General features: G+C 39.9%; 23 protein-coding genes, 1 rRNA gene and 3 pseudogenes. 17 read left to right on the forward strand and 10 right to left on the reverse strand.

Going from position 1 to position 21,709, the window contains the following annotated elements; genetic code table 11:
• Window positions 1-3: 3 nt before the first annotated feature.
• From A0126_RS15235 to A0126_RS15250, 4 genes are all read right to left on the reverse strand, one after another.
• Window positions 4-930, reverse strand: coding sequence for an AAA family ATPase (locus A0126_RS15235; protein ID WP_088838350.1), 927 nt, complete (start codon window positions 928-930; stop codon window positions 4-6).
• A gap of 4 nt (window positions 931-934) precedes the next feature.
• Window positions 935-1,636, reverse strand: coding sequence for a hypothetical protein (locus A0126_RS15240; protein WP_088838351.1), 702 nt, complete (start codon window positions 1,634-1,636; stop codon window positions 935-937).
• A gap of 80 nt (window positions 1,637-1,716) precedes the next feature.
• Window positions 1,717-1,920, reverse strand: coding sequence for a hypothetical protein (locus A0126_RS15245; RefSeq protein ID WP_088838352.1), 204 nt, complete (start codon window positions 1,918-1,920; stop codon window positions 1,717-1,719).
• 28 nt (window positions 1,921-1,948) lie between these two features.
• On the reverse strand, window positions 1,949-2,431 hold the full coding sequence (locus A0126_RS15250; protein WP_088838353.1) for a hypothetical protein: 483 nt from the start codon (window positions 2,429-2,431) through the stop codon (window positions 1,949-1,951).
• A 108-nt stretch (window positions 2,432-2,539) separates the two neighbouring features.
• Here A0126_RS15250 and A0126_RS15255 point away from each other — a divergent pair, with 108 nt between their 5' ends.
• The 4 genes and pseudogenes from A0126_RS15255 to A0126_RS19610 form a co-directional block, all read left to right on the forward strand.
• Window positions 2,540-4,216 carry an ABC transporter ATP-binding protein gene (locus A0126_RS15255; RefSeq protein WP_088838354.1) on the forward strand — a complete coding sequence of 559 codons (1,677 nt, stop codon included), beginning with the start codon at window positions 2,540-2,542 and terminating at the stop codon, window positions 4,214-4,216.
• A complete protein-coding gene (locus A0126_RS15260; protein WP_088838355.1) occupies window positions 4,213-4,710 on the forward strand; it encodes a MauE/DoxX family redox-associated membrane protein in 498 nt (165 codons plus the stop codon). The genes A0126_RS15255 and A0126_RS15260 overlap by 4 nt, the downstream gene beginning before the upstream one ends.
• Window positions 4,711-4,745: 35 nt before the next feature.
• Window positions 4,746-5,240 (forward strand): hypothetical protein, encoded by a 495-nt coding sequence (locus A0126_RS15265; protein WP_088838356.1) that lies wholly within the window; start codon window positions 4,746-4,748, stop codon window positions 5,238-5,240.
• A 595-nt stretch (window positions 5,241-5,835) separates the two neighbouring features.
• Window positions 5,836-6,096: pseudogene (locus A0126_RS19610) on the forward strand (cupin domain-containing protein); the annotation flags it as partial.
• Window positions 6,097-6,471: 375 nt separating this feature from the next.
• Here A0126_RS19610 and A0126_RS15275 read toward each other — a convergent pair.
• The 5 genes from A0126_RS15275 to relB all read right to left on the reverse strand — a co-directional run bounded on the left by A0126_RS15275 (window position 6,472) and on the right by relB (window position 9,712).
• Window positions 6,472-7,581, reverse strand: coding sequence for a restriction endonuclease (locus A0126_RS15275; RefSeq protein ID WP_204251409.1), 1,110 nt, complete (start codon window positions 7,579-7,581; stop codon window positions 6,472-6,474).
• On the reverse strand, window positions 7,514-8,707 hold the full coding sequence (locus A0126_RS15280; protein ID WP_088838358.1) for a DNA cytosine methyltransferase: 1,194 nt from the start codon (window positions 8,705-8,707) through the stop codon (window positions 7,514-7,516). Before A0126_RS15280 ends, A0126_RS15275 begins: the two co-directional genes overlap by 68 nt.
• Before the next feature lie 100 nt (window positions 8,708-8,807).
• Entirely contained in the window at window positions 8,808-9,071 is a 264-nt protein-coding gene (locus A0126_RS15285) for a hypothetical protein (protein WP_088838359.1), read from the reverse strand.
• Window positions 9,072-9,227: 156 nt separating this feature from the next.
• Window positions 9,228-9,491 (reverse strand): type II toxin-antitoxin system RelE family toxin, encoded by a 264-nt coding sequence (locus A0126_RS15290; protein WP_088838360.1) that lies wholly within the window; start codon window positions 9,489-9,491, stop codon window positions 9,228-9,230.
• The gene (relB, locus tag A0126_RS15295) at window positions 9,488-9,712 is read right to left on the reverse strand and encodes a type II toxin-antitoxin system RelB family antitoxin (protein WP_088838361.1); all 225 of its coding nucleotides are present in this window, start codon (window positions 9,710-9,712) and stop codon (window positions 9,488-9,490) included. The genes A0126_RS15290 and relB overlap by 4 nt, the downstream gene beginning before the upstream one ends.
• Before the next feature lie 474 nt (window positions 9,713-10,186).
• Here relB and A0126_RS15305 point away from each other — a divergent pair, with 474 nt between their 5' ends.
• From A0126_RS15305 to A0126_RS19615, 13 genes and pseudogenes are all read left to right on the forward strand, one after another.
• Window positions 10,187-10,639: a JAB domain-containing protein gene (locus A0126_RS15305; protein ID WP_088838363.1), complete on the forward strand. Its 453-nt coding sequence runs from the start codon at window positions 10,187-10,189 to the stop codon at window positions 10,637-10,639.
• Between the two features lie 744 nt (window positions 10,640-11,383).
• Complete coding sequence (locus A0126_RS15310; RefSeq protein WP_088838364.1) at window positions 11,384-11,581, forward strand: hypothetical protein; 198 nt, start codon at window positions 11,384-11,386, stop codon at window positions 11,579-11,581.
• Window positions 11,582-11,721: 140 nt separating this feature from the next.
• Entirely contained in the window at window positions 11,722-12,567 is an 846-nt protein-coding gene (locus tag A0126_RS15315) for a ComEC/Rec2 family competence protein (protein WP_088838365.1), read from the forward strand.
• On the forward strand, window positions 12,564-12,788 hold the full coding sequence (locus tag A0126_RS15320) for a DUF3006 domain-containing protein (RefSeq protein ID WP_088838366.1): 225 nt from the start codon (window positions 12,564-12,566) through the stop codon (window positions 12,786-12,788). The genes A0126_RS15315 and A0126_RS15320 overlap by 4 nt, the downstream gene beginning before the upstream one ends.
• A 21-nt stretch (window positions 12,789-12,809) precedes the next feature.
• Window positions 12,810-13,370: a DUF5067 domain-containing protein gene (locus A0126_RS15325; RefSeq protein WP_088838367.1), complete on the forward strand. Its 561-nt coding sequence runs from the start codon at window positions 12,810-12,812 to the stop codon at window positions 13,368-13,370.
• 47 nt (window positions 13,371-13,417) lie between these two features.
• Complete coding sequence (locus A0126_RS15330; RefSeq protein WP_088838368.1) at window positions 13,418-13,639, forward strand: hypothetical protein; 222 nt, start codon at window positions 13,418-13,420, stop codon at window positions 13,637-13,639.
• 163 nt (window positions 13,640-13,802) lie between these two features.
• A pseudogene (locus tag A0126_RS19890) lies at window positions 13,803-14,078 on the forward strand (relaxase/mobilization nuclease domain-containing protein); the annotation flags it as partial.
• Window positions 14,079-14,124: 46 nt separating this feature from the next.
• Window positions 14,125-14,916, forward strand: coding sequence for a hypothetical protein (locus A0126_RS15335; RefSeq protein ID WP_239456789.1), 792 nt, complete (start codon window positions 14,125-14,127; stop codon window positions 14,914-14,916).
• Window positions 14,917-14,970: 54 nt separating this feature from the next.
• A complete protein-coding gene (locus A0126_RS15340) occupies window positions 14,971-15,213 on the forward strand; it encodes a hypothetical protein (RefSeq protein WP_088838370.1) in 243 nt (80 codons plus the stop codon).
• Window positions 15,214-15,440: 227 nt separating this feature from the next.
• On the forward strand, window positions 15,441-15,566 hold the full coding sequence (locus tag A0126_RS19730; RefSeq protein WP_255407420.1) for a hypothetical protein: 126 nt from the start codon (window positions 15,441-15,443) through the stop codon (window positions 15,564-15,566).
• 1,333 nt (window positions 15,567-16,899) lie between these two features.
• Complete coding sequence (locus A0126_RS15345) at window positions 16,900-17,319, forward strand: DUF2599 domain-containing protein (RefSeq protein ID WP_088838371.1); 420 nt, start codon at window positions 16,900-16,902, stop codon at window positions 17,317-17,319.
• Window positions 17,320-17,906: 587 nt separating this feature from the next.
• Window positions 17,907-18,236, forward strand: coding sequence for a MobC family plasmid mobilization relaxosome protein (locus A0126_RS15350; protein ID WP_088838372.1), 330 nt, complete (start codon window positions 17,907-17,909; stop codon window positions 18,234-18,236).
• Window positions 18,203-18,715, forward strand: a pseudogene (locus A0126_RS19615) (relaxase/mobilization nuclease domain-containing protein); the annotation flags it as partial. The gene A0126_RS15350 and the pseudogene A0126_RS19615, both read left to right, overlap by 34 nt.
• Here the strand turns inward: A0126_RS19615 and A0126_RS15360 are convergent.
• Window positions 18,702-21,617, reverse strand: a 23S ribosomal RNA gene (locus tag A0126_RS15360). The pseudogene A0126_RS19615 and the gene A0126_RS15360 overlap by 14 nt on opposite strands.
• Window positions 21,618-21,709 lie beyond the last annotated feature (92 nt).

The raw sequence follows: 21,709 nt of genomic DNA on the forward strand, positions 1-21,709 counted from the left end.
TAATCACATCCCTACTTCTACCGGTACGTGAACTTGACCTAAAATTTCCAGTAGTATTTCTTGTTTTGTAGTTTTGATTTCACCTTCTATTGACAAAGTAAGTCTATGAGCTAAAACAAAAGGTGCCAAATGTTTGATATCTTCGGGAATAACAAAATCGCGATTTTTTAAGTAAGCATAACTACGTGCTGCTTTAGCCAAGGCGATAGTAGCACGAGGACTAACTCCAGTTTCTACATATCGATGAGAACGCGTTGCACCCGCTAAATCAACAATATATTGCAAAATATCTTTAGAAATAATAATGTTTGAAATTGATTTTTTTTGCTCAATCAATTCATTGAACGAGATAGAAAGATTAGTTGAACGTCGTGTACTTGTCATAATTTCTTCAAGTAATTGTACTTCATAATGTGATTCAGGATATCCCATGTTTAAACACATCATAAAACGATCCAGTTGAGCATCAGGGAGAGGAAAAGTTCCGGATGATTCAATTGGGTTCTGAGTTGCGATAACAAAGAATGGAGAAGGTAAGAGATATGTTTCTCTTCCGATAGTTACTTGTCGCTCTTCCATCGCTTCAAGTAACGCAGATTGTGTACGTGGAACTGCGCGATTGATTTCATCAATTAATACAATATTTGAAAAAATGGGTCCTTGCTTGTTCTCAAATTCCTGTGTTTTGAGATTAAAGAAGTCAGTACCAATGATATCAGATGGAAGTAAATCAGCAGTAAACTGAATCCGTGAAAACTTTCCATGGAAACTATCAGATATAGTTTTGGCTAACATCGTTTTACCTGTTCCTGGTACATCTTCTAATAAAATATGTCCATCAGCTAGCAATGCTGTAAAGCATAGTTCAACTACTTCTGGTTTCCCAAGATAGATAGTATTGATTTCTTTAAGTAGTTCTTGAATATGCATAGGTTTATCCCCCTAAAAATTCTTTCATTTCTTTAGTTAATAAATTAATGTCATCCGAATTTAATTTGTCGAGAGTAACTTCTCCGTAACGATGTTCTTCGTATACAAAATGATTTGTTGGAGAAAAGTGAATACGATTAAACCATTCTGAGAGTGTTTCATGTTCTTTTCTTTTTAGCTTGGAAGATAGTGATTCATTAAATGTAAAAATTAATTTGCGTAAACTAGAATTGAAATCAATTAATTGATTTTCTTCAGTATGTAATGGTTTCACTGTATGCATGGCAAGTTGAAGATCATCTACACTTTTTGAAAAACTAACAGAAGTATTCTGTCTTTTTTTACGTTTATTACGTCGATAGAAGTAAATTAAAATGATAGAAACAACTAAGGCTATAGGGATAGTAAAGGACTTAGTTGTTTTAACTAAACTTTTCGTATTTGTCCAAAGACTACTTTTAGAAGTATCTGCACCCGGGCTGCCTCCGCTTCCACCTTTTTGATTAGAAGTTCTTAGGTCATAGCCATCACCCTCAGGTCTTTTAACAGATACTCCAGTCGATTTTCGCTCAAAAAAGTCGAACGTGTCATATTTTTTTTCTGGAGCCTTAATATATGTTACGTAAGTATAAGCCGATGTAAATTTTATAATTACAACTACTATTAGAATAGTTAGTGTAAATATATACATTTTTTTAGCATTCATTGATGGATACCTCAAGTATATTAGTAAATACCAAAAAAGAGCATAGAGTATGCTCTTTTTTGATATTTACGGATTTTTGATTAGATGAAACATCCGCAGTTCTCAAATTTGTAACCGCCACAGTCAGTACCTGTACCACGATCGCGGTCATAAGAATATGTAGCATTGCTACCTACACCACCACAACCACTTTTATTGCGGCATTTGAAATCACGAAAAGTGCTTGAACATACAACAATGTATTGTGGACCATTATCCACTAATTTTTGGAAGAACTTAGTCATTTTTCTCACCTCCTTTCAAGTAAAGATATTAAATCTGAAAATTAGGATTAAGTGAAATATCAGAAAATTTTTTGTTCGCATCTACCTTAAAGTAACAAGGTGTTGAATAAAGAATTTCTCCCATATCATAAGTAGAGATTTTTTCGAATAAAGATACTTCTTCAAATTTAGAATGTAATTTTTGATATTTTGTATTGGGTTCAGTAGTTAGAATTAATAATTTTTTCTCAATATTGTTATTATGATCTAGTAGTTCACAGGCCTCTTTTAAGGACTTCTCACAAGCATTGCAAGTACTAGATACCCATACATAATATTGATCTGGAAGAATACTTTTTGAAACTGATTCTGGAAATACAGAAGAAACGTTTTTTCCAACTATATCCAACGGTATCATATCAGATAAGGAAAGGACAATAGGTAAATTTTCCTTAGAACGTTTAGATAATTTAGAAAAATTAAAAAGTATTGCGATATAAATAATTAAAATGATCAGAAAGAGAACAAGCATAGTACCTCCGAAACCTTATATTGGATTTCAACAATTAATATTGGCTATATATTGGATTATGAGTTAATATTTAACTGTTGTCAATATTCAAATTATTTAGGAGGTAATATGTTTTTTTTGTTATTCCGCTATTTCGATAAGAATATCATTAAACTGATATTCGGAAATATTCTTTTAGGAATATTTCCGGTTGCAGGTGTATATCTTTTTACAAAGATTGTTGAGATTGTAACTGAGCATCAGTCTCTGGACTCTTTTATCCTGTATTCATTTTTATTAATTTTAAGCATTGTAAGCGGTCCAGTTATAAATGATTATATGAAGATTGTTCTTTTACATCTTAATAAGAACATAAAAAAGAATTTTGTTGAAACATTGAATACCTATTATTCACAGCAAGATTTTTTATACTTACAATCACCAAAATTTCAAAATAAAGTATCGATCATAGAAGGATTTGATCAAGAAATTTCAGGCTTATATCAGACTTTCTTTTCTATTATTAGAAATTTGATTACATTATCAGGAACTCTTTTGTTAGTGTTAAGTTTAAATATTTTCATTGTATTATCTGTGTTGATTGCGAGTATCTTGTCGATTGCAGTAAACCGTTACATAGGTAAGCTTCAATTTGAACAAACGATCGAATTGTTAAATGATACAAGAATGAATGATAAGTTATTGTCTGAAATGAAGTTCTCAAAAAACCAACCACAAATTTACTTGAATAACAGCTTTAAAAAGTTATTTAAAATATGGGTTGTACATTATGAAAAAATTACATCTATAAAAGCTCAACAATTAAAGAAACTTAGTCATTTTAACATTTCTACTGAAATGATTATGACAAGCAGTTTTATTTTTATTTGCTTCTTTATTTGGAAATCTGCTACGTTTTCTGCAGCTAAAATTGTATTGATTCTTCAAAGCATGAATAACTTTCAGTCCTCAATTTCACAGTTAGGTGATAATTACGTGGAATTAAGAGAGTTTAAGAATAGAACTAGGTATATTGAAGAGTTTATTACTCATTTAAAATTAGAAAGTACAGATATCTCTTCGAAAAAAGAGTCATTACCTGAAGACACTATTTTAGAAGAAAATATACATACATTTAGCTTGCAGCGTTTAAATTATGCTTTTCCTAATAAAGAAATATTGAAAGTTGAAGAACCACTTACGATTAAGAGTGGAGAAATATTTACGCTACAGGGAGCAAATGGGGAAGGCAAAAGTACTCTTTTAAACTGTCTGACTGGGATTTATGATTCTAATATTCAAGTTAGTCTCAACAATAACTATTTATTAGACAAAGAGACTTTAAAAAGTTTTATGCAGAAAAAAGCTTCAGTGCTACATCAATGGAATATAAAAATGGTCGGAGATTTTCTACACAATTTATTAAGTAGTCACGATTCTGTGTTACATAGCGACTTTAAACTGGTAAATAGTTTTTACCAACAATTTGAAAGTGATTTTTCAAAAATTCTTGATTTAGAATTTGAGGATGGTATTGATCTCTCTGGTGGTCAGTGGCAACTCTTATTTTTAACCAGAACTTTATTGAAAGAGTGTGATGTCTATATTTTTGATGAACCTTCTAATCATCTAGATGACCAGAAAATTAAAATGCTTATTCAAGATCTCAATTTATTAAAACAACGAGGAAAAATTGTGTTTTTAATTTCACATGATCCAAGGCTAAAAGAAATAACTCCTCATTGTTATGAATTGAGGAACAAAAGAATAAAATTACTAACTAAAAGTGAGGTGTCCGTATTTTGATTGATTTCTATTTTTCTACTTTAATCAAAATAATATTTATAACATTGTTTTTCTCAGCAGGACTGAGTAAAATTTCTAAAAAAAATTATTATGCGACCATTTTGGGAGATATCAATCCCATGGTAAAATCGATTGGGTTTAAAAATCTTTCACAAATCGCTGTTTTATTTGGAATAATTGAATGTATATTACCAATCATTCTTTTGTTCTATATAGAAGCAAATTTTTTAATTCTATCTTTGTTAACGCTTTATACGTTATACATTATTTTATTCGCTAAAGAAAAATGCGAATGTGGTGGTGTTATGGATATGATCAATATTCCTAAATCTTTATTGTTAATTAGGAATATAATTTTGATGGGCATAAGTTATTCTCTTTTTCATTTAGAAACGTATAGTTCTACTGGCTTTAACTTAGTCATTTTAGAATTAGGATTTACTCTTATACTTACGACATACGCGTTAAAATACGCAAAACAAATTTTAAACTAATAATCATAATCATAATCATGTTAGGAGAAAAAATAATGAAAAATACAGTCTTATACTTAATCTTTGCTACAGTATTGCTTATCCAATCAGGAATTATTTACTTTTTAATGAAAACACTACAAAATTTAGTCAAACTTTCGAAAGAGAATCTTACTTATAAAAATCAAGCTTTAAATGATATGGAATTAGGCGATATTACTTTTAAAAATTCTAATAAAAAAACGATTAAACTGAGTGAACTAAATACCGTGAAAGAAGATTTATCATTTATTTTTCTGTCAGAAACATGTGTAACGTGCAAAGAAATTTTTAATCAACGCCATTTACTTCACGTTAATGTAAAAATTGTCTTCCCATCGAACTACAGTGGCGACATGGATAATAATGTCTTACTTAGTGACGATGCTTATAGAGCTTTTGATGTTAAGACTACACCACAATTATTAATTCTTAATAAAGAATTAAAAGTTAGACAAACACAAATAATTTATGGGGTAGAAGAACTAAAAAATATGCAGGAAATAAGCTGATTATCTTGCAGTAGGAATTAGAAGGGATAATTTTAAGTAATGCCTTTTGAAACGACTAATTATTAAAGTCGTTTCTTTTTTGTATACTCTCTATATTTTATTTAAAAATATGTGTATCTGTGGTGAACTGCTTTTATTAAATGTAGTTAAAGTAATAGAAAACTCTTAACTGTCTTGAATCCAGAATTCTAACGGACCCAATCCAGTTAAAAGACCTGAGCATTATTCTTCATGATAGAAACGAATAAATTGCTGAAACCATGATAGAACTTGTCGAAAACCTTAAATTTATATAGATAGTAATTAATTAATGCTCGTTAGATCATTTCTATCGAATCGGTATCAATATATTTATCGATACGGACGATTTTGGATAGTGCCTCGCAGCAGAATATGCGATGTATATTGAAATCCGCACGAATGATGTAAATTTTTTACGCATACATAGATATCATTTATAGACATTGCTCTAATGTCCAGCAAGGTAGTGACTATCTCATCTTGAATGTAAGTAATTAGATGATAATCACCTATGGTATAACGCCATTCATCAGGCACAAGTTGGCAGAATCACCTCGAGTGTCATCGTTCCTCTGAGCCAGGCTGTTGGAACAACTGGCATATCCATCGAGGTGGGTATCAAATTCTTTTAGTGACAGGTGGCGAAGGATGGTATCAGGAAGAAGGGAAAGAAGCCCGTTTTCTAACGTCTGGAGATGTGGTCGTCACACAAGACGGAGTAAAGGACTGGCATGGAGCTTCTAAAAATAGTTGGTTCCAGCATATTGCAATCACAGCTGGTTCACCAGAATGGTTGGAAGTGGTATCCGATAGTCATTACGGTAGACTAAAATAAGTGTATTTACTGATTGCTTAACTTAAAATATGTTTAATTTGTGAGACTGTATAAAATACTTGTTTGTACTAATTCAATGAATGAATCTGTAAAACCTGCGTTTGCATTTCGATGTCGAAATACAAACGCAGGTTCTATTTGTCTTATTTACGTAAAAAACGCTATTTAAAGCATATTGATAAAAAGATGAGTTAATAGACTTTAAATTATGTAATAGACCAACTAAATACACATTTGTGAAAGACTAATCATTTTTGTATACATAATGGTCGTTTTTCATACAGTATTTCTTATCCTTATAAAAAAATCCTAAAATACAACATTAAAAGTTTGTATTTCAGGATTAGAAAAATTTTCTTATTATATTGGATCATATTATGAATATGGCAAATGAGTTGCATCAGTTACAACTGATTCCATGAAACTATCTAAAAACTCTTCTGTAATTCCTCGAATTCGTCTTCTTTGACATAAAGAATAAAGTTCTTCGACTGCAGAATATGAGAAAAATCTTGTATTTAAATCTCTGAACTGTGGTCGATTAGCTTCACGGACTACTTTCCCACGTTCTTCGTCTGGAGCAACTATTACATAACGAGTATCTCGATATGGTGGGATATGATCGTAAAAATTCTTCATGCGAGTCAACCCGCTTGTTACACCCGTACTATGTTCAACCTCCATAACAGCTGGCATTAATCTCCCATTCTTAAACCAAATACAATCAATTAGGTGAGCTGATCTAACGGCACCTGCGTGAGGAAAAATCATATTTTCGGTATCAAGTGATTTTACTACACTCGACATTTCAGAAATTCTGCGATTATTATACAAGATTCCTCTATCATTTTGAGCTATCCATGTTCTAAAACCTAACTGTTCACCAATTCTAATCAATGCCACTTGAATTTGTGAATGACGACGTTGTATATCAATGTCATCTATTTCAAATTGGCTCTGGGTATTAGTAATATCAATAGGATCATAATAAATTGCATTACTAGGAACTTCAGAGATAATGACAGCAGTTTCAGTTTCTGCAAGTTGACCAAGAGGATGCGGATTATCAGGCATCCATACTAAATGTTTATGTCCTTTTTTGACTTTAGCTGAATTTCTACCTACATTATCAACTCTACCTGGTTTACAATGATAAAACTGAGGAGTGTGTGCTATAAGAGATTCTAAAACAGATCGAGTGTTGTAACTTGCTCCAAGAATTCTATCGAAGTTTATTGGATTGTTTGGAGTAAATGCATTAGCAACCCTTTGAATCATTTGAGAAGAAATAGTTACAGGTGCTGAAGTACTTGAAGATTGACCTTTAGCTGGATTGTAACGCTTAATGCTAATTGGTCCTTCAGGTAAAGTGACATCAACAATTTCAATTACACCTCTTGTCGCACTGTGTATATAGTTATACTGTTGGTTCCTTGGTAATTGCGATATCATTGTTACCAAGTTCCTTGCGGTAATCTGATTCATGATTGTCCTCCAAAAAATCCAGTATTGTTTTAGCAAGTCCAAGAGATGCTAAATAAGGCACACCATTACCTACAGTTTTAAAAGCGTTAGACAGAGTAATGTCTTGTGGCAACTCAAAGTCTTTAGGCAGAGACTGAATTGCTAGTGCCTCTGCTATCGATAACCTTCTAGCTTTGTAGGGATGAAGATGCACTTCATTATTTCCGTATGCAGCTGTAGGTGAATATCTCCAACGATGGAGTCTTTTATAAGATTTTTTAGAATCGTCGCCTTCATCGATAACTTTAAATTTAGCCAAACCGGAACGTGGTTGGAAGTACTGATGTGAATTTGGGTGATTTAATACATCGTTTAGATTAAACCAATGCTCGACAGTTAGTTCGCTAGGTATGCCTTTTGGACAAATAGATTCAGAATTTTCCTTGAACTCGTTAGTAGAAGGAAAAGGGATACTTTCTATTTGATCCATAGTATATTTCATGTGTTTTTTCCAAGGAAATTGACTTTCAGGAATATTGTTATCATTCAAATTTTTAGAGTAACCGTTAGAGTCCAAGAAATCCTTATGAAAACCGATTAAAATTATACGTTCTCTTTGTTGCGGAACTCCATATTCTAATGAATTAATCAATCTTTCTGTAGTTACATAACCACTGGAATGAAGTTTTGCTTTCATCTCTTCATAAAAAGCACGATGTTTTTTAGTCCTCCATAAACCTTTGACATTCTCAAATAAGAAAAATGACGGTTGCTCCTTACAGATTAAATCAATATATGTTCCTGTCAGCTTGCCATTTTCACCTTCACCGCCTCGATTCTTACCACCTACAGAGAAATCGGGACACGGTGGTCCACCAATAAAACCAGTAATATTCCCGTATTCTTTTTGTTCAAGAACTGCACGGTTTAATCCTTCTAAGTTATCCGGATTAAGTAAATCAGTAATATCTCCTTCGTGATAACCATAATGAGGAGTTGGAAGTTTTAATGATTGTCTTGAATATTTATAACACTCCATAAAAGGTTTATGGATTTCGTTTACATAAACAATATCAAAGCCACCCATTTCAAAACCTAAATCTAAAAATCCACTTCCAGAAAAAAATGAAAAAATTTTGTGATTCATAAAAAAACAACCTCTCTATTAATTAGCTAAACCGAATATATGTTTCTAATTCATCATAGTTTACTAATCTTTAAAAGTAAATTTTTCACTGATTAGATGATTATTCCTCTAATCCGAACTTATCCGCATATATGCCTTGAGGTGCGAATTCTAAACGAATATTTTCGTTGTTTGATTCACCTTCAAAGGTCCAAAAATTTGAAACATCAATGAACTCTAATTCCAGTAATAAATGCTTTTCTTTTATTTTTTGAACAACATCTTCAGTCATTTCATAAACCGAGGAACCATGCGCTTCTAAATTTCCAGAAGCGACTTTGATATTGTTTTTAAACAATGTATAGTGCATTAATTGCTTATGCATGTCACAACATCCTTTTCTAATAATATTTATACATATACTTTTGCGTTATTTAATTAATTAGAGTAGAAATGATTAAAGATATTCTTCTTTGAAAATAAATAAACTTTGAAATATACTATTTTACTTTTTTAAACAAACATGAATGAACGATTAATTCTAGATATCTCGACGATGTCCGATTTCAAGAATCAAGATCACGACTTTTTCGTCCTGAATGTCAGCAATCAGACGATAGTCGCCAATGCGATAGCGCCATTCACCCGAGCGATTCGAGACCAATCCTTTACCATGAAGACGCGGATCATCCGTCCCGACCAGATTCTTCTTGATCCAGGACATGATGATCCGCGCTTGTTGGGGATCCATCTTCTTGAGAGACTTTTGAGCTCCTCGCTCAAACTCTACCGTATATGCTGTCATTCTGAATCAAGTTCCTTCATCATATCATCGAAAGAGATAGCTTCTGAGTTTTTACGGTGTGCTGCCATGGAATCATGATAGAGTTGTAAATCGATTTCGTCTTCGATACGGTCGAGGACAGCATCGCGAACAAGCGTAGAAATCGTGATGTTCTTTGCTTTCGCATATTCCTTGATGAGTCGTGTATCCTGATCATCCAGACGTACGGAAATGGTACTCATGATTATCAGCTCCTTTGTAATACATTGTAATACAAACTAAGCTTTTAGTACATAGAATTGAGGATAATGATTCAGAAAAATATTCTTTGCAAGATGAAGTTCAGCGGCTAAACATCATGAATGAGTACGATTAGATGAAAAAGTAGATTGAAATCATGTTCAAATGGACCAGAGCGGGACCGCTCTGTCTGATGAAAGGGATCGAAAGCCGTCCTGTTTCCGTACTCTAGCTCGCTCCTCGTCGGCGCAAGGGCCATCAAAAAAAGCCGCTGCCGTTCCTCGTCTTCCTCCGCGTTTTGGCTCAAAGCAAGCTTTTCGCTCGCGGGCTCCGGAAGCCTTCGTCCCGGTGCGCTATTCGCTTTTTTTGATCTTTCCCTGCGGTCACCCTTGCCCCGTCTCGCGACGCTCGCTGCGTTCCCGTCAACAGGACGGCACCGTGTCGGACTGCATCTCACTCGCGAAAGGAGCTTTTCCATGAAACTGACCAAACTCGTTGAAATCACACGTATCCGCCAAGAGGTCCGGGAACCGGACGTCCCCCTCGAGACGACGCATATCACGTCACCAGAGGACGCTTTCCTTGTCGCCAGACGCTTCATCCAGGACGATGACCGTGAGGTATTCCTTGTCATCCTACTGAACACGAAGAACCGGGTCATCGCCGTTCACCGGGCGCATGTCGGGAGCATCAATTCGAGCATTATCCACCCTCGTGAAATTTTCAAGTCCGCTATCCTCAACAATGCGACGTCGCTCATTGTCAGCCATCAGCATCCGAGCGGCGACCCGAAGCCGTCCCTCGAGGACATCGAGGTGACGGAACGCTTGCAGGAAGTCGGACGCATCATCGGTATCAAATTGCTTGACCATATCGTCGTCGGGGCAGGAGACGATTATGTCAGCTTAAAAGCCCAAGGATTGCTTTAAATTTACCCTTCAGCGTAGACAGGTGGGACACTCCCGTCCTGTCCGCGCGTAAAGCATGGACGAAAAACGAATCCGTTTTTCTTTGAAAGATGTACAAGCAGATACGGAATGGATTTGTACCAAATCCAAGTGAGGAAAGAAGCCCGCAGTGGACGAATCCACTGCGGGCTAGAGAGGCTTCGAATCGTCTGATGTCGATTCGTGAGAGGTGCTGGTTGTTGAGGAAGCGGTCATAGAAGAAGTAGTGGAATTGCTGTCGGTGTACGTATGTACATCTTTTATCTTTGAGTGGATTATCCTCTGTTCGTTTCGATTTAGTTTGTATGTGTTAGTAGTGACAAGAGAAGAACTTTCGGGCTCATGCGTGAGGCTGTAGGCTGCGTAGCAGCAACATCCTCATCGCACCGCTGCCTTCCTGCCGGATCGATAACGAGAGTTGCGACTCACTAGCGTGAGGCATCTCTACGTTCCTGATCCTTGCGACGGAAGGCACGGAGCGTGATAAGACCAGAAAATAAGTTTAGGAGTCTCAAACTGATTTAATCTGCAAGTACCAATTATGATGGGATTCCTATTCTAAATGATTCGCCGTATTTTAAAGAATGAAGTGGAAATAGTCCTAGATTCGTCCTTAACTCCTTCGTTGGTTCAACTATCGTCGTGCTTATCTCGATTAAACGGATTCGTAAGATATCCTTCACGATTATATGCTGTGTTCAAGCAAACCAAAGAGGAGTGACGAAAATGAATACAACTTTGGAAAACGAAGAGTCTAGAAAATGGATGGACATGGTGGAGCACTCGCAAAAAGTGACTATCATTGATGCACAAGTTCGATTGGTACGAGAAGTAGATGGTTCGATCGAGCATGTGACCTGGTTCGTTGATGTCGATATACTGCTCGCTTTTATTCAGCAACACTATTTGGAACAGGCCCGTTAAAGGTCTGTTTTTTTATATGTTTCTTGTTAAAAGATGCGACCTATCAAGAAAAAATGATAGGTGGGAAATATACCCATTATTCTCCTGGTATTCACGGTATACTGAAGATAACTTACAAATCAGAAATGGAGCGATGCAAGATGAAGAGAAAATGGATGGGCGCCAGTCTGGTACTCGCAAGTGTGGGCTTATTGGTAGGACCGTTACAGAGTGCGGAGGCCGCGACTCCGAAAATTAAGGTCCATTACATCGATGTTGGACAAGGTGATGCGATCTACATCAAGATGCCGAGTGGTGAGGATATCGTCATGGATGGTGGTAACAAAGGGAAAGGCGATGCACTCGTCGCCTATCTGAAGAAGCAGAAGGTTGGTGACATCGAGATGCTGATCTCAACGCATCCGGATGCCGACCATATTGGTGGACTCGATGAGGTACTTGACTCATTCAAGGTCAAGAGTGTCTATGCCCCGAAGGTCAAACACACGACGCAAGCCTATAAGGATTTCCTGCTGGCCGTCAAACGCGAGAAGCTGACGATCAAGACAGCGAAAGCAGGAGTCTCGCTTCCGGTCAAAGGCGTCAAGGCGCAGTTCGTCGGACCGGTGAAGGATTATGCGAACAGTGATTTGAACAATTGGAGCGCCGTGTTGCACGTTGCGTATAAGAAGAATACGTTCCTGTTCACAGGCGACGCGGAACTGAAATCGGAGCAAGACATGATCGCGAAGAAGAAGACGTTGCGTGCGGACGTCCTCAAGGTCGGGCATCATGGGGCGAAGACATCAACAAGTGCGACGTTCCTCAAGTACGTCAAACCGAAATATGCCGTCATTAGCGTTGGGAAGAACGCTTACGGACATCCGACGAACGAAGTCGTGACAAACCTGAAGCGGGCGAAGGCGACGATGCTACGGACGGATAAGAATGGGACAATCGTCTTTGAAGGGAACGGATCGTCCTACACGATCAAGAAGTCAAAATGAGTAAGCGTAAAGGGATCATCGATCGAATTGAAGGAAAGTGGGTCGTCGTCGAGTTCGACGACGGGATGCGGGACATCCTTATTTCTCGCTTTCCCATGACGGTTGAATCCGGTGATGTCATCTGGATCGATGAGTACGGTCATATCGAAAAGGATGACCAAGAGCGGCAACGACTGTCAGACGAAATCGATGAGTTGATGGAAGAACTATGGGAAGACTAAAAAGGAAATGAGCTGAAGCAGATGAATAAGTTAGGACAAGCGGTCGTGATCGTTGGGCTAGGGTTATCACTCGTTGGATGCGGTACACAAGAAACGATAGAAGATCCACCTAAAAAAGCAGCGAATCCGACTGAAAAGGTCGAGGTAGCGGAAACGAAAAAAGAGGATGTTTATTTCAAGGACGATACTCTAAAAATCGACATGGCGACAGTCAAGATCCTCTCGACAGAAGTGCTTGAGCCAAGTAAAGAATACTTCCGCGAGAAGCCACAACTCGTCTTCACATACGAGACGACAAATGATAGTAAGGAACCATTGAATGGAATGACCACGTGGATTGCCTGTTTCGAAGCGACACAAGAAGGAACCGATACGATCAATAAGTTAGAGGTAGGCATGACACCACAAGAAGAGAAGTATGCCTCTTATTTAGAACATCAGCTTGATGACATCAAACCAGGGGGTACCGCGAAGGGAGTCATGGCTTACGATATCGATGATCCAAAAGCGGTCGTCACATTGAAAGCAACTCAAGGAATGGCGGGAAAAGAGCTTGGTGAAAAAAAGATTGAATTGAAATAAGCAGATGAATAAAGGGAATCCCATTGAATGAAGGAAGGTTGATGAATATGGAACAAACACTCACAGAGGCACAAGCACTTATTCTAGAAATGGAAGAAAATTTTAAACCGTATATGATCGTAGGTGTTAAACAACGATTGGATATGGAAGAGATAGTATCCACATTTGAAGCGTATCTTCAAACACGGAAGTTGGATCGCTCTGGGCATCGGATTATTTCAAAATTCAGCTTTGAACAGTTTATTTTACAGCAGAAATATTTCAAGTAAGCAAAAACAGCAACATCGCTTTTTTTTTTAAAGCGATGTTGCTGTTTTGTTTTATCCCTTTAAGATAGTAGCTGCTTTCTTTTCTGCTGTTTCTTCATCCGACCAATCCATCTCAGACAGCATACTCGCTTGAACCTTTTCGATCTGGAAGGACCTACATCGGATCCGTGAGGAGAGCGATCAACTCTGTCAGGAACGAGGGTTATCCGTCATCGTGAAAAAGGACGCTCCGGTTCGCTATACATTGGCGGAGAAAGCCCTTCTCGAGAAGGGCAAGACCTCTTGGAAGGACGAGATCCGGACGAAGATCGAGGAAGCCAAGCAAGAAACGACGGACTACGAAGCATTCAAAGGCTATCTGTTTGAAAAACATGAGATTGAAGTACGAGAACGGGGAAACACGACGACGTATTACGATCATGCGAATAAAAAACGAGTACGAGACAACAAACTCGGGGCAGATTATGAGAGGGAGGTCATCAAGGATGGGTTTGAAAGACCAATTGAAGGCGAAAGAACAAACGATGGTGAAGTCAGAGGATACACCGGAGTATCACGTGGAGAACAAACAGGAAGCACCACTCCATCGGACGCAAGAACCCTTGATTCAGAACGAACAGGAGCTTCTGATGCGTCTGAGAGCCGTCGAGGGCTATCTATCGACCGTCCTGCAGGAGGTCGTTCAGAAAGAGATGACGTTCCAACAGGAAATCGAGAACCTCGTTCAGATCAGCAAGGACACCGAAGAAGTGACGCATTTGATTATGAAGAATTCAACCGAAAGCTTGAGCAGTCGAAGCAAGGAACTCGAAAAGCATACCAGCAGCATAAACGGACAACTTCAGGCATTGATCGAAACCTACTCGAGCCAACTCACCAAGAACCAACAAGTCCTTCACGAGCAGCTGAAGAACATACAGAGTACACACCTCGACCAGTTGAACAGCAGCCACAAACTGATCAGCGACCAACTCAAGCAAACGAGCGAGAAGGCCAACAGCAGCATCATCGCGCAACAAAGCCAGTTGAAACAAATTCTTCAAGACAACACGCAGAAGATCGAGACAGAAATGAGCAGTCTCAAGAGCAGGCACGAACAACAGCTAAACGAAATATCAAAAAATCTTTCGAACAAGATCTCGAGCGTTAGATGGAAAATCATCAAGACAGAATGGTTGGATGCGGCAAAACAAGGACTAATGACGGCAATCTTCCTCGTGCCGATCTATCTTATTATTCGTTTCATTGCTTCACTAGCAAATATAGAATTACCATAAAATGTATAGAATAGTCGTTTGTAATTGATTATGCTTGAGCAAAGGAGTGATAGCATGTTCGAGACGATTACAGACCGTAAAGCCAACATGGTCATATCAATGATTGTTATTATCGGGACTATTATCTTCGCTGTAAGTGAATCGTTTATTGTGCTTTATTTAACAGTTTTTGCTCTTTATGTAGCTACTTTCAAGTACTCTTCTGAAATTTCTCTTCCAAAAAAAATAATAGTAAACACGATTGGTTTACTATTATTAATCGCTTTGGTTTATGCAGTACAAATATTAATTTATTAACATAAAAAAAGTAAAAGTTTGTGAAAAGGGGCGGATTTGCCCCTTTTTTTCGTGTTTGGCTCTGCAGCAAGCGTATCGTTGCGAGGAATTGTCATTTCACGCAATCTTGCGTTTAAAACTGAAATATGACCCAAAAATAATCTTTACAAGAAACATTTTATATTGTGAATTAAAAGTACAAATTTAAGAACAAGTGTACTTCTTTTTATCAAGAAAGGAGTGACAACATGACACGACACAAAGGATCAAAAATCAGTAAAGCAGGTCGCATTTTACAAGATCCCTGTTCTACTAAAAAACAAAAATCCAATGCAGCAAAAGAATTAAATAAACACAAGAGATCAAAACACTAATACAAAAGAGAAAGTTCAAATAACCCTTCGGCTTTCTTTTTTATATTAAATTTTTTCTAGATCACTACCGCACTTCGTTTTCGGCGTTTACGCCTTCACTTCGTTTGCTGGCGTACTGCGTCACATTGAATGGACTCGCTTCGCTCCCTCCTTCAACGTTCCTCGCACGACATGTTCTCCAGTCGTTGATCTTCATCTTTCCTGCATTTTCTTTTCCTTTTTTTAATCTAAAAGACTTGATGCACTAGAAGAGCAAGTACATACTGCGGTAGGAAGGCGAGGAAAACGGCTGGATGGGCAGACTAACCCCTTGAAAATAAAAGGATTAAATCTGCCCAACGTTTCTGCGTCCAGTGTAGGACGAGGTATCCGTATGTCTAGGCGTTCCAAGACTGCAGGGGAATCACGCCCCCACGATATGACTCGCTGCGCATCATCGCGCACACAAGGCGTTTCCACGCCCTACCTTGCTGCCTTTCGGCGACTCGTCATATAATCCACTCTGACGTGGCCAGAAGCCACATCAGGTCGTGTCACAGCAATCATACAGCCGCCTACTAGGAAATTCCCCACCGTTTGTCGTGGGACTGCCTACGGTCTCGTACCATATGACCCCGTCTGAACCTCTCAACGATTTTTACCCTATCCTTATGAGGACTTAGGCTATGTACAGGGCTTTACGTCCTTCCCCTGCTAACGTCGCATCACCTACTGGAACTGCGGTAATGACCGATCTATTTTACTGCGTCGGCTAGATGAACCTACTCGTTTGAAGAGCGAGTGCAAACCTCTTTTTATGTAAAGCAAAACAAAAAGGACATCATTCAGTAGCAAGTTTCTTAAACTCGCTACTGAATGATGTCCTTTTTCTGTACTAAAACCTTGAATGTTTCAGGTTTACTTAGTATGATAAGTTCATCTTAGTTGAAGCCACGTGTTGTGTGTCTTCAACGATTCAATAACGAGTGTTCGTGCACTCGCTATTCAAAAGCGTCACTTCGTTGATCATCTACTCGTTTGGCGACAAGTAGATAGGAGAAGTGGCGTTTTTTGTGTTTTCGTCCGTAATTTGTTACTGCTTATTTTACTCTTCTATTTTTTTTCTGACAACACCTTATTTTACTCTTTTATTCTTTAAATCCCTCGAATTATTTACTATATGAAATTTAAACATTCTATATCCAATAGAAGATTTATGAAAAAAATATAATTTAATTAGCTATTAAAAACTTCTTTTTTTCAAAAAAGGCTCTTTATTCCAAGATAACTTGCTTATCCTTAATTATTATACTATATTTTGGTGGCATAAAAATTAATTTTGGGGGTATTTGGAATGTCTGCATTAAAAAAGGTTATTGCATGTTTAGCTTTACTAGGATTTTTAGTCGGCGGATTGGGTAGTCCAACATATGCTGCGGGTTCATTAGATTCTTATAAATATTCAGATTACTTCGACTCAGTTTCTTGGATTACGCGTGATGGTGTTGTTTCTTTGAGCATACATCCAGATAAAAAATCACCCTTAATCACTTCTAATGGCAACATAAAAATGGCACATGCAGGTCATGCATTTTCACTTTTAAAAGCTAAATGGTCAAGTAGTTCAAAATGGAAGAATACAAGTGCCATGAGCGCCCAATTCCATTGTCATGTTCTTGGTGCTGGAAAAGCAAAAACTCCTTGGAATTTAGAACCACACAGAACTACTACTAGTCTACCTGCAACAATGGCTAAGGCTTGTAACCCTAAATAAAAACAAATAAAAAAAGCGACTGAATTGATCAGTCGCTTTTTTTATTTGTTTTTTAAGGACAACGGAATGGATACAATTGCTAATATCCCGCTAATTATAGTTGTATAAAAAGGAACACTACTTCCAGATAAATTTAATTCATCAGTTAAATAACCTGAATTGAATAATAGAATCACTACTATTGCTGCCAGAACTAGTGAATTAAACGCAATGTATATCGATCCAGATATTTTTGCTTTTAAAAATACTAAATAAAGAACGTTAAATAAAATCAGAATGGTAATTAAATAAAATACAGCATTAAGTAAAGTAAACGTACTTTCCAAAAAAACACACCTCTCTCTTAAATATATGAAAAATATAACATTTTTCGTAAGAGAAAAAATACATCAGATTAAATTTCTATTTTTTTTCCGAAGAAAGGGGCTCGGGGAAACCCCCGACAAGCTGTATGTGCGACACAAAGTGGCTAGCAAATACGAAGCTTGCCAACCCCTCTATGAATAGAATAAGATGGACGAGTAAAAGGATTTTACTCGTCCATCTTTCGAGGCATAATTCGTACGTATTCAGAGGGGGCGGTTGTTGTGAAGGCGAACCGAAAAGAGAACCGACAGGTCAATTTTCGAGTGAGTGAATCCGAATTTGAGAAACTTTCTGAGATAGCAGAAAGTTTTCAAATGAGTGTGCCGGCTTATGTCAAAAAGCAGGCACAAGGATCGAGAATGCGACCACCGAAGATTGATCGAGAGGGCGCATTTGAGATTGCCCGGCAATTGCGTGCCATTGGGAACAACGTAAATCAGATGACCAAACACGCAAATGAGGGCAAATCAGTACCGAAAGAAGAACTGGAAAACATACAGAAGGAGTTGAATCAGATATGGCAACAATTCAACTCGGCAATACAAAAGTAGCCAACAAACTCATTTCTTACGCCGAGAAACGAGCAGAAGAACGATCAGGGGTCGATTGTCCGCCAGAGTATGCTAAGTCTCAGATGAAGGCGACGAGAGAATTATGGGGCAAACCGGACGGGATTCAAGCCCACCATGTCATTCAATCCTTTAAGCCAGGGGAAGTGACAGCCAAACAAGCGAACGAGATCGGACAAGAACTCGCTCGAGCCATCTCTAAAGGGCATGAAGCCGTCATCTACACGCATACGGACAAGGAGCATATTCATAATCACATCATCATCAATGCCGTGAATTTCGAGAGTGGCAGCAAGTATCAGTCCACGAAGAAGGACCTACATCGGATCCGTGAGGAGAGCGATCAACTCTGTCAGGAACGAGGGTTATCCGTCATCGTGAAAAAGGACGCTCCGGTTCGCTATACATTGGCGGAGAAAGCCCTTCTCGAGAAGGGCAATCATCTGCTAGAACAAGGCCTCGACCGATTAGTATCACTCAGCTCCGCATGTCACCATGCTTCCACCCGTGACCTATCTACCTCATCGTCTCTGAGGGGTCTTTCTTGATTACTCAAAGGGAAATCTCATCTTGGAGGGGGCTTCATGCTTAGATGCTTTCAGCATTTATCCCGTCCGCACGTAGCTACCCAGCGATGCTCCTGGCGGAACAACTGGTACACCAGCGGTGCGTCCATCCCGGTCCTCTCGTACTAAGGACAGCTCTCCTCAAATTTCCTGCGCCCACGACGGATAGGGACCGAACTGTCTCACGACGTTCTGAACCCAGCTCGCGTACCGCTTTAATGGGCGAACAGCCCAACCCTTGGGACCTACTCCAGCCCCAGGATGCGATGAGCCGACATCGAGGTGCCAAACCTCCCCGTCGATGTGGACTCTTGGGGGAGATCAGCCTGTTATCCCCAGGGTAGCTTTTATCCGTTGAGCGATGGCCCTTCCATGCGGAACCACCGGATCACTAAGCCCGACTTTCGTCCCTGCTCGACTTGTAGGTCTCGCAGTCAAGCTCCCTTCTGCCTTTGCGCTCTACGAATGATTTCCAACCATTCTGAGGGAACCTTTGGGCGCCTCCGTTACTGTTTAGGAGGCGACCGCCCCAGTCAAACTACCCGCCTGACACGGTCCTCCAGCCGGATTACGGCTGCGAGTTAGAGACTCTATGCATGAAGGGCGGTATCCCAAGGGTGACTCCTCCGAAGCTGGCGCTCCGGTCTCGACGTCTCCCGCCTATCCTGTACATCATGCACAAAGCCTCAATATCAGGCTGTAGTAAAGCTCCATGGGGTCTTTCCGTCCTGTCGCGGGTAACCTGCATCTTCACAGGTACTATGATTTCACCGGGTCTCTCGTTGAGACAGTGCCCAAATCGTTACGCCTTTCGTGCGGGTCGGAACTTACCCGACAAGGAATTTCGCTACCTTAGGACCGTTATAGTTACGGCCGCCGTTTACTGGGGCTTCGGTTCAAAGCTTCGCTTGCGCTAACCCATCCCCTTAACCTTCCAGCACCGGGCAGGCGTCAGCCCCTATACGTCATCTTGCGATTTAGCAGAGACCTGTGTTTTTGCTAAACAGTCGTTTGGGCCTATTCACTGCGGCTCTACTCATGTAGAGCGTCCCTTCTCCCGAAGTTACGGGACCATTTTGCCGAGTTCCTTAACGAGAGTTATCCCGCGCGTCTTAGAATTCTCATCCCGCCTACCTGTGTCGGTTTACGGTACTGGCACCTTCCACCTCACTAGAGGCTTTTCTTGGCAGTGTGAAATCGTGACCTTCGTCCCTAGGGGACTCCGCGTCGTTCCTCGATCTTGGTGCCTGACGGATTTGCCAATCAGACGATCTCGAAACTTACACATGCACTTCCATCCGCATGCGTCACTATCCTCCTGCGTCCCCCCATTGTTCAAACGGTGGATCGGTGGTACAGGAATATCAACCTGTTATCCATCGCCTACGCCTTTCGGCCTCGGCTTAGGTCCAGACTAACCCTGAGCGGACGAGCCTTCCTCAGGAAACCTTGGGCTTTCGACGGAGGGGATTCTCACCCCTCTTTTCGCTACTCACACCGGCATTCTCACTTCCAAACGCTCCACTGCTCCTTCCGGTACAGCTTCACAGCGGTTTGGAACGCTCCCCTACCATTCCTTACGGAATCCGCAGCTTCGGTGGTATGTTTAGCCCCGTTACATTTTCGGCGCGGCGCCACTCGACTAGTGAGCTATTACGCACTCTTTGAATGGTGGCTGCTTCTAAGCCAACATCCTAGCTGTCTAGGCAGCGCCACATCCTTTTCCACTTAACATACACTTTGGGACCTTAGCTGGCGGTCTGGGCTGTTTCCCTCTTGACTACGGATCTTATCACTCGCAGTCTGACTCCCGAGTATAAGTTGCCGGCATTCGGAGTTTAACTGAATTCGGTAACCCTGTGGGGGCCCCTAGTCCAATCAGTGCTCTACCTCCGGAACTCTCAACCTCGAGGCTAGCCCTAAAGCTATTTCGGGGAGAACCAGCTATCTCCAGGTTCGATTGGCATTTCACCGCTACCCACACCTCATCCCCGCACTTTTCAACGTGCGTGGGTTCGGACCTCCAGTCAGTGTTACCTGACCTTCATCCTGGACATGGGTAGATCACCTGGTTTCGGGTCTACGACAACGCACTACGTGCGCCCTATTCAGACTCGCTTTCGCTACGGCTCCGCCTCATCAGCTTAACCTCGCGCGCTATCGTAACTCGCCGGTTCATTCTACAAAAGGCACGCCATCACCCATTAACGGGCTCTGACTACTTGTAGGCATACGGTTTCAGGATCTATTTCACTCCCCTTCCGGGGTGCTTTTCACCTTTCCCTCACGGTACTGGTTCACTATCGGTCACTAGGGAGTATTTAGCCTTGGGAGATGGTCCTCCCGGATTCCGACGGGGTTTCACGTGTCCCGCCGTACTCAGGATCCACTCTGGAGGGAAAACAGTTTCAGCTACAGGGCTGTCACCTTCTTCGGCCGACCTTTCCAGGTCGTTCACCTACTGTCTTCCTTTTTGACTCCGTATAGAGTGTCCTACAACCCCGGAGAGCATGCTCTCCGGTTTGGGCTGTTCCCGTTTCGCTCGCCGCTACTCAGGGAATCGCATTTGCTTTCTCTTCCTCCGGGTACTTAGATGTTTCAGTTCCCCGGGTCTGCCTCACGCTACGCTATGTATTCACGTAACATGTCCCATCCCATTACGGATGGTGGGTTCCCCCATTCGGAAATCCTCGGATCAAAGCATACTTACTGCTCCCCGAAGCATATCGCTGTTCGTCGCGTCCTTCATCGGCTCCTAGTGCCAAGGCATCCACCGTACGCCCTTCATACCTTGATCTAGCATTTTGGTATTCTAAGAACACACGTCTAATGACATGGTTATAAAAATTTGATGTCTTGTTGATGTCTTCAGTTTTCAAGGTGCGAGTG

This window comes from Exiguobacterium sp. N4-1P (assembly GCF_002214325.1).

What these genes read in the sequence shown, in the direction of transcription:
- A0126_RS15235 (WP_088838350.1), bottom strand. Translation starts at nt 930, where the DNA reads ATGCATATTCAAGAACTACTTAAAGAAATCAATACTATCTATCTTGGG.
- A0126_RS15240 (WP_088838351.1), bottom strand. Translation starts at nt 1,636, where the DNA reads ATGAATGCTAAAAAAATGTATATATTTACACTAACTATTCTAATAGTA.
- A0126_RS15245 (WP_088838352.1), bottom strand. Translation starts at nt 1,920, where the DNA reads ATGACTAAGTTCTTCCAAAAATTAGTGGATAATGGTCCACAATACATT.
- A0126_RS15250 (WP_088838353.1), bottom strand. Translation starts at nt 2,431, where the DNA reads ATGCTTGTTCTCTTTCTGATCATTTTAATTATTTATATCGCAATACTT.
- A0126_RS15255 (WP_088838354.1), top strand. Translation starts at nt 2,540, where the DNA reads ATGTTTTTTTTGTTATTCCGCTATTTCGATAAGAATATCATTAAACTG.
- A0126_RS15265 (WP_088838356.1), top strand. Translation starts at nt 4,746, where the DNA reads ATGAAAAATACAGTCTTATACTTAATCTTTGCTACAGTATTGCTTATC.
- A0126_RS15275 (WP_204251409.1), bottom strand. Translation starts at nt 7,581, where the DNA reads ATGAATCAGATTACCGCAAGGAACTTGGTAACAATGATATCGCAATTA.
- A0126_RS15280 (WP_088838358.1), bottom strand. Translation starts at nt 8,707, where the DNA reads ATGAATCACAAAATTTTTTCATTTTTTTCTGGAAGTGGATTTTTAGAT.
- A0126_RS15285 (WP_088838359.1), bottom strand. Translation starts at nt 9,071, where the DNA reads ATGCATAAGCAATTAATGCACTATACATTGTTTAAAAACAATATCAAA.
- A0126_RS15290 (WP_088838360.1), bottom strand. Translation starts at nt 9,491, where the DNA reads ATGACAGCATATACGGTAGAGTTTGAGCGAGGAGCTCAAAAGTCTCTC.
- relB (WP_088838361.1), bottom strand. Translation starts at nt 9,712, where the DNA reads ATGAGTACCATTTCCGTACGTCTGGATGATCAGGATACACGACTCATC.
- A0126_RS15305 (WP_088838363.1), top strand. Translation starts at nt 10,187, where the DNA reads ATGAAACTGACCAAACTCGTTGAAATCACACGTATCCGCCAAGAGGTC.
- A0126_RS15310 (WP_088838364.1), top strand. Translation starts at nt 11,384, where the DNA reads ATGAATACAACTTTGGAAAACGAAGAGTCTAGAAAATGGATGGACATG.
- A0126_RS15315 (WP_088838365.1), top strand. Translation starts at nt 11,722, where the DNA reads ATGAAGAGAAAATGGATGGGCGCCAGTCTGGTACTCGCAAGTGTGGGC.
- A0126_RS15320 (WP_088838366.1), top strand. Translation starts at nt 12,564, where the DNA reads ATGAGTAAGCGTAAAGGGATCATCGATCGAATTGAAGGAAAGTGGGTC.
- A0126_RS15325 (WP_088838367.1), top strand. Translation starts at nt 12,810, where the DNA reads ATGAATAAGTTAGGACAAGCGGTCGTGATCGTTGGGCTAGGGTTATCA.
- A0126_RS15330 (WP_088838368.1), top strand. Translation starts at nt 13,418, where the DNA reads ATGGAACAAACACTCACAGAGGCACAAGCACTTATTCTAGAAATGGAA.
- A0126_RS15335 (WP_239456789.1), top strand. Translation starts at nt 14,125, where the DNA reads ATGGGTTTGAAAGACCAATTGAAGGCGAAAGAACAAACGATGGTGAAG.
- A0126_RS15340 (WP_088838370.1), top strand. Translation starts at nt 14,971, where the DNA reads ATGTTCGAGACGATTACAGACCGTAAAGCCAACATGGTCATATCAATG.
- A0126_RS19730 (WP_255407420.1), top strand. Translation starts at nt 15,441, where the DNA reads ATGACACGACACAAAGGATCAAAAATCAGTAAAGCAGGTCGCATTTTA.
- A0126_RS15345 (WP_088838371.1), top strand. Translation starts at nt 16,900, where the DNA reads ATGTCTGCATTAAAAAAGGTTATTGCATGTTTAGCTTTACTAGGATTT.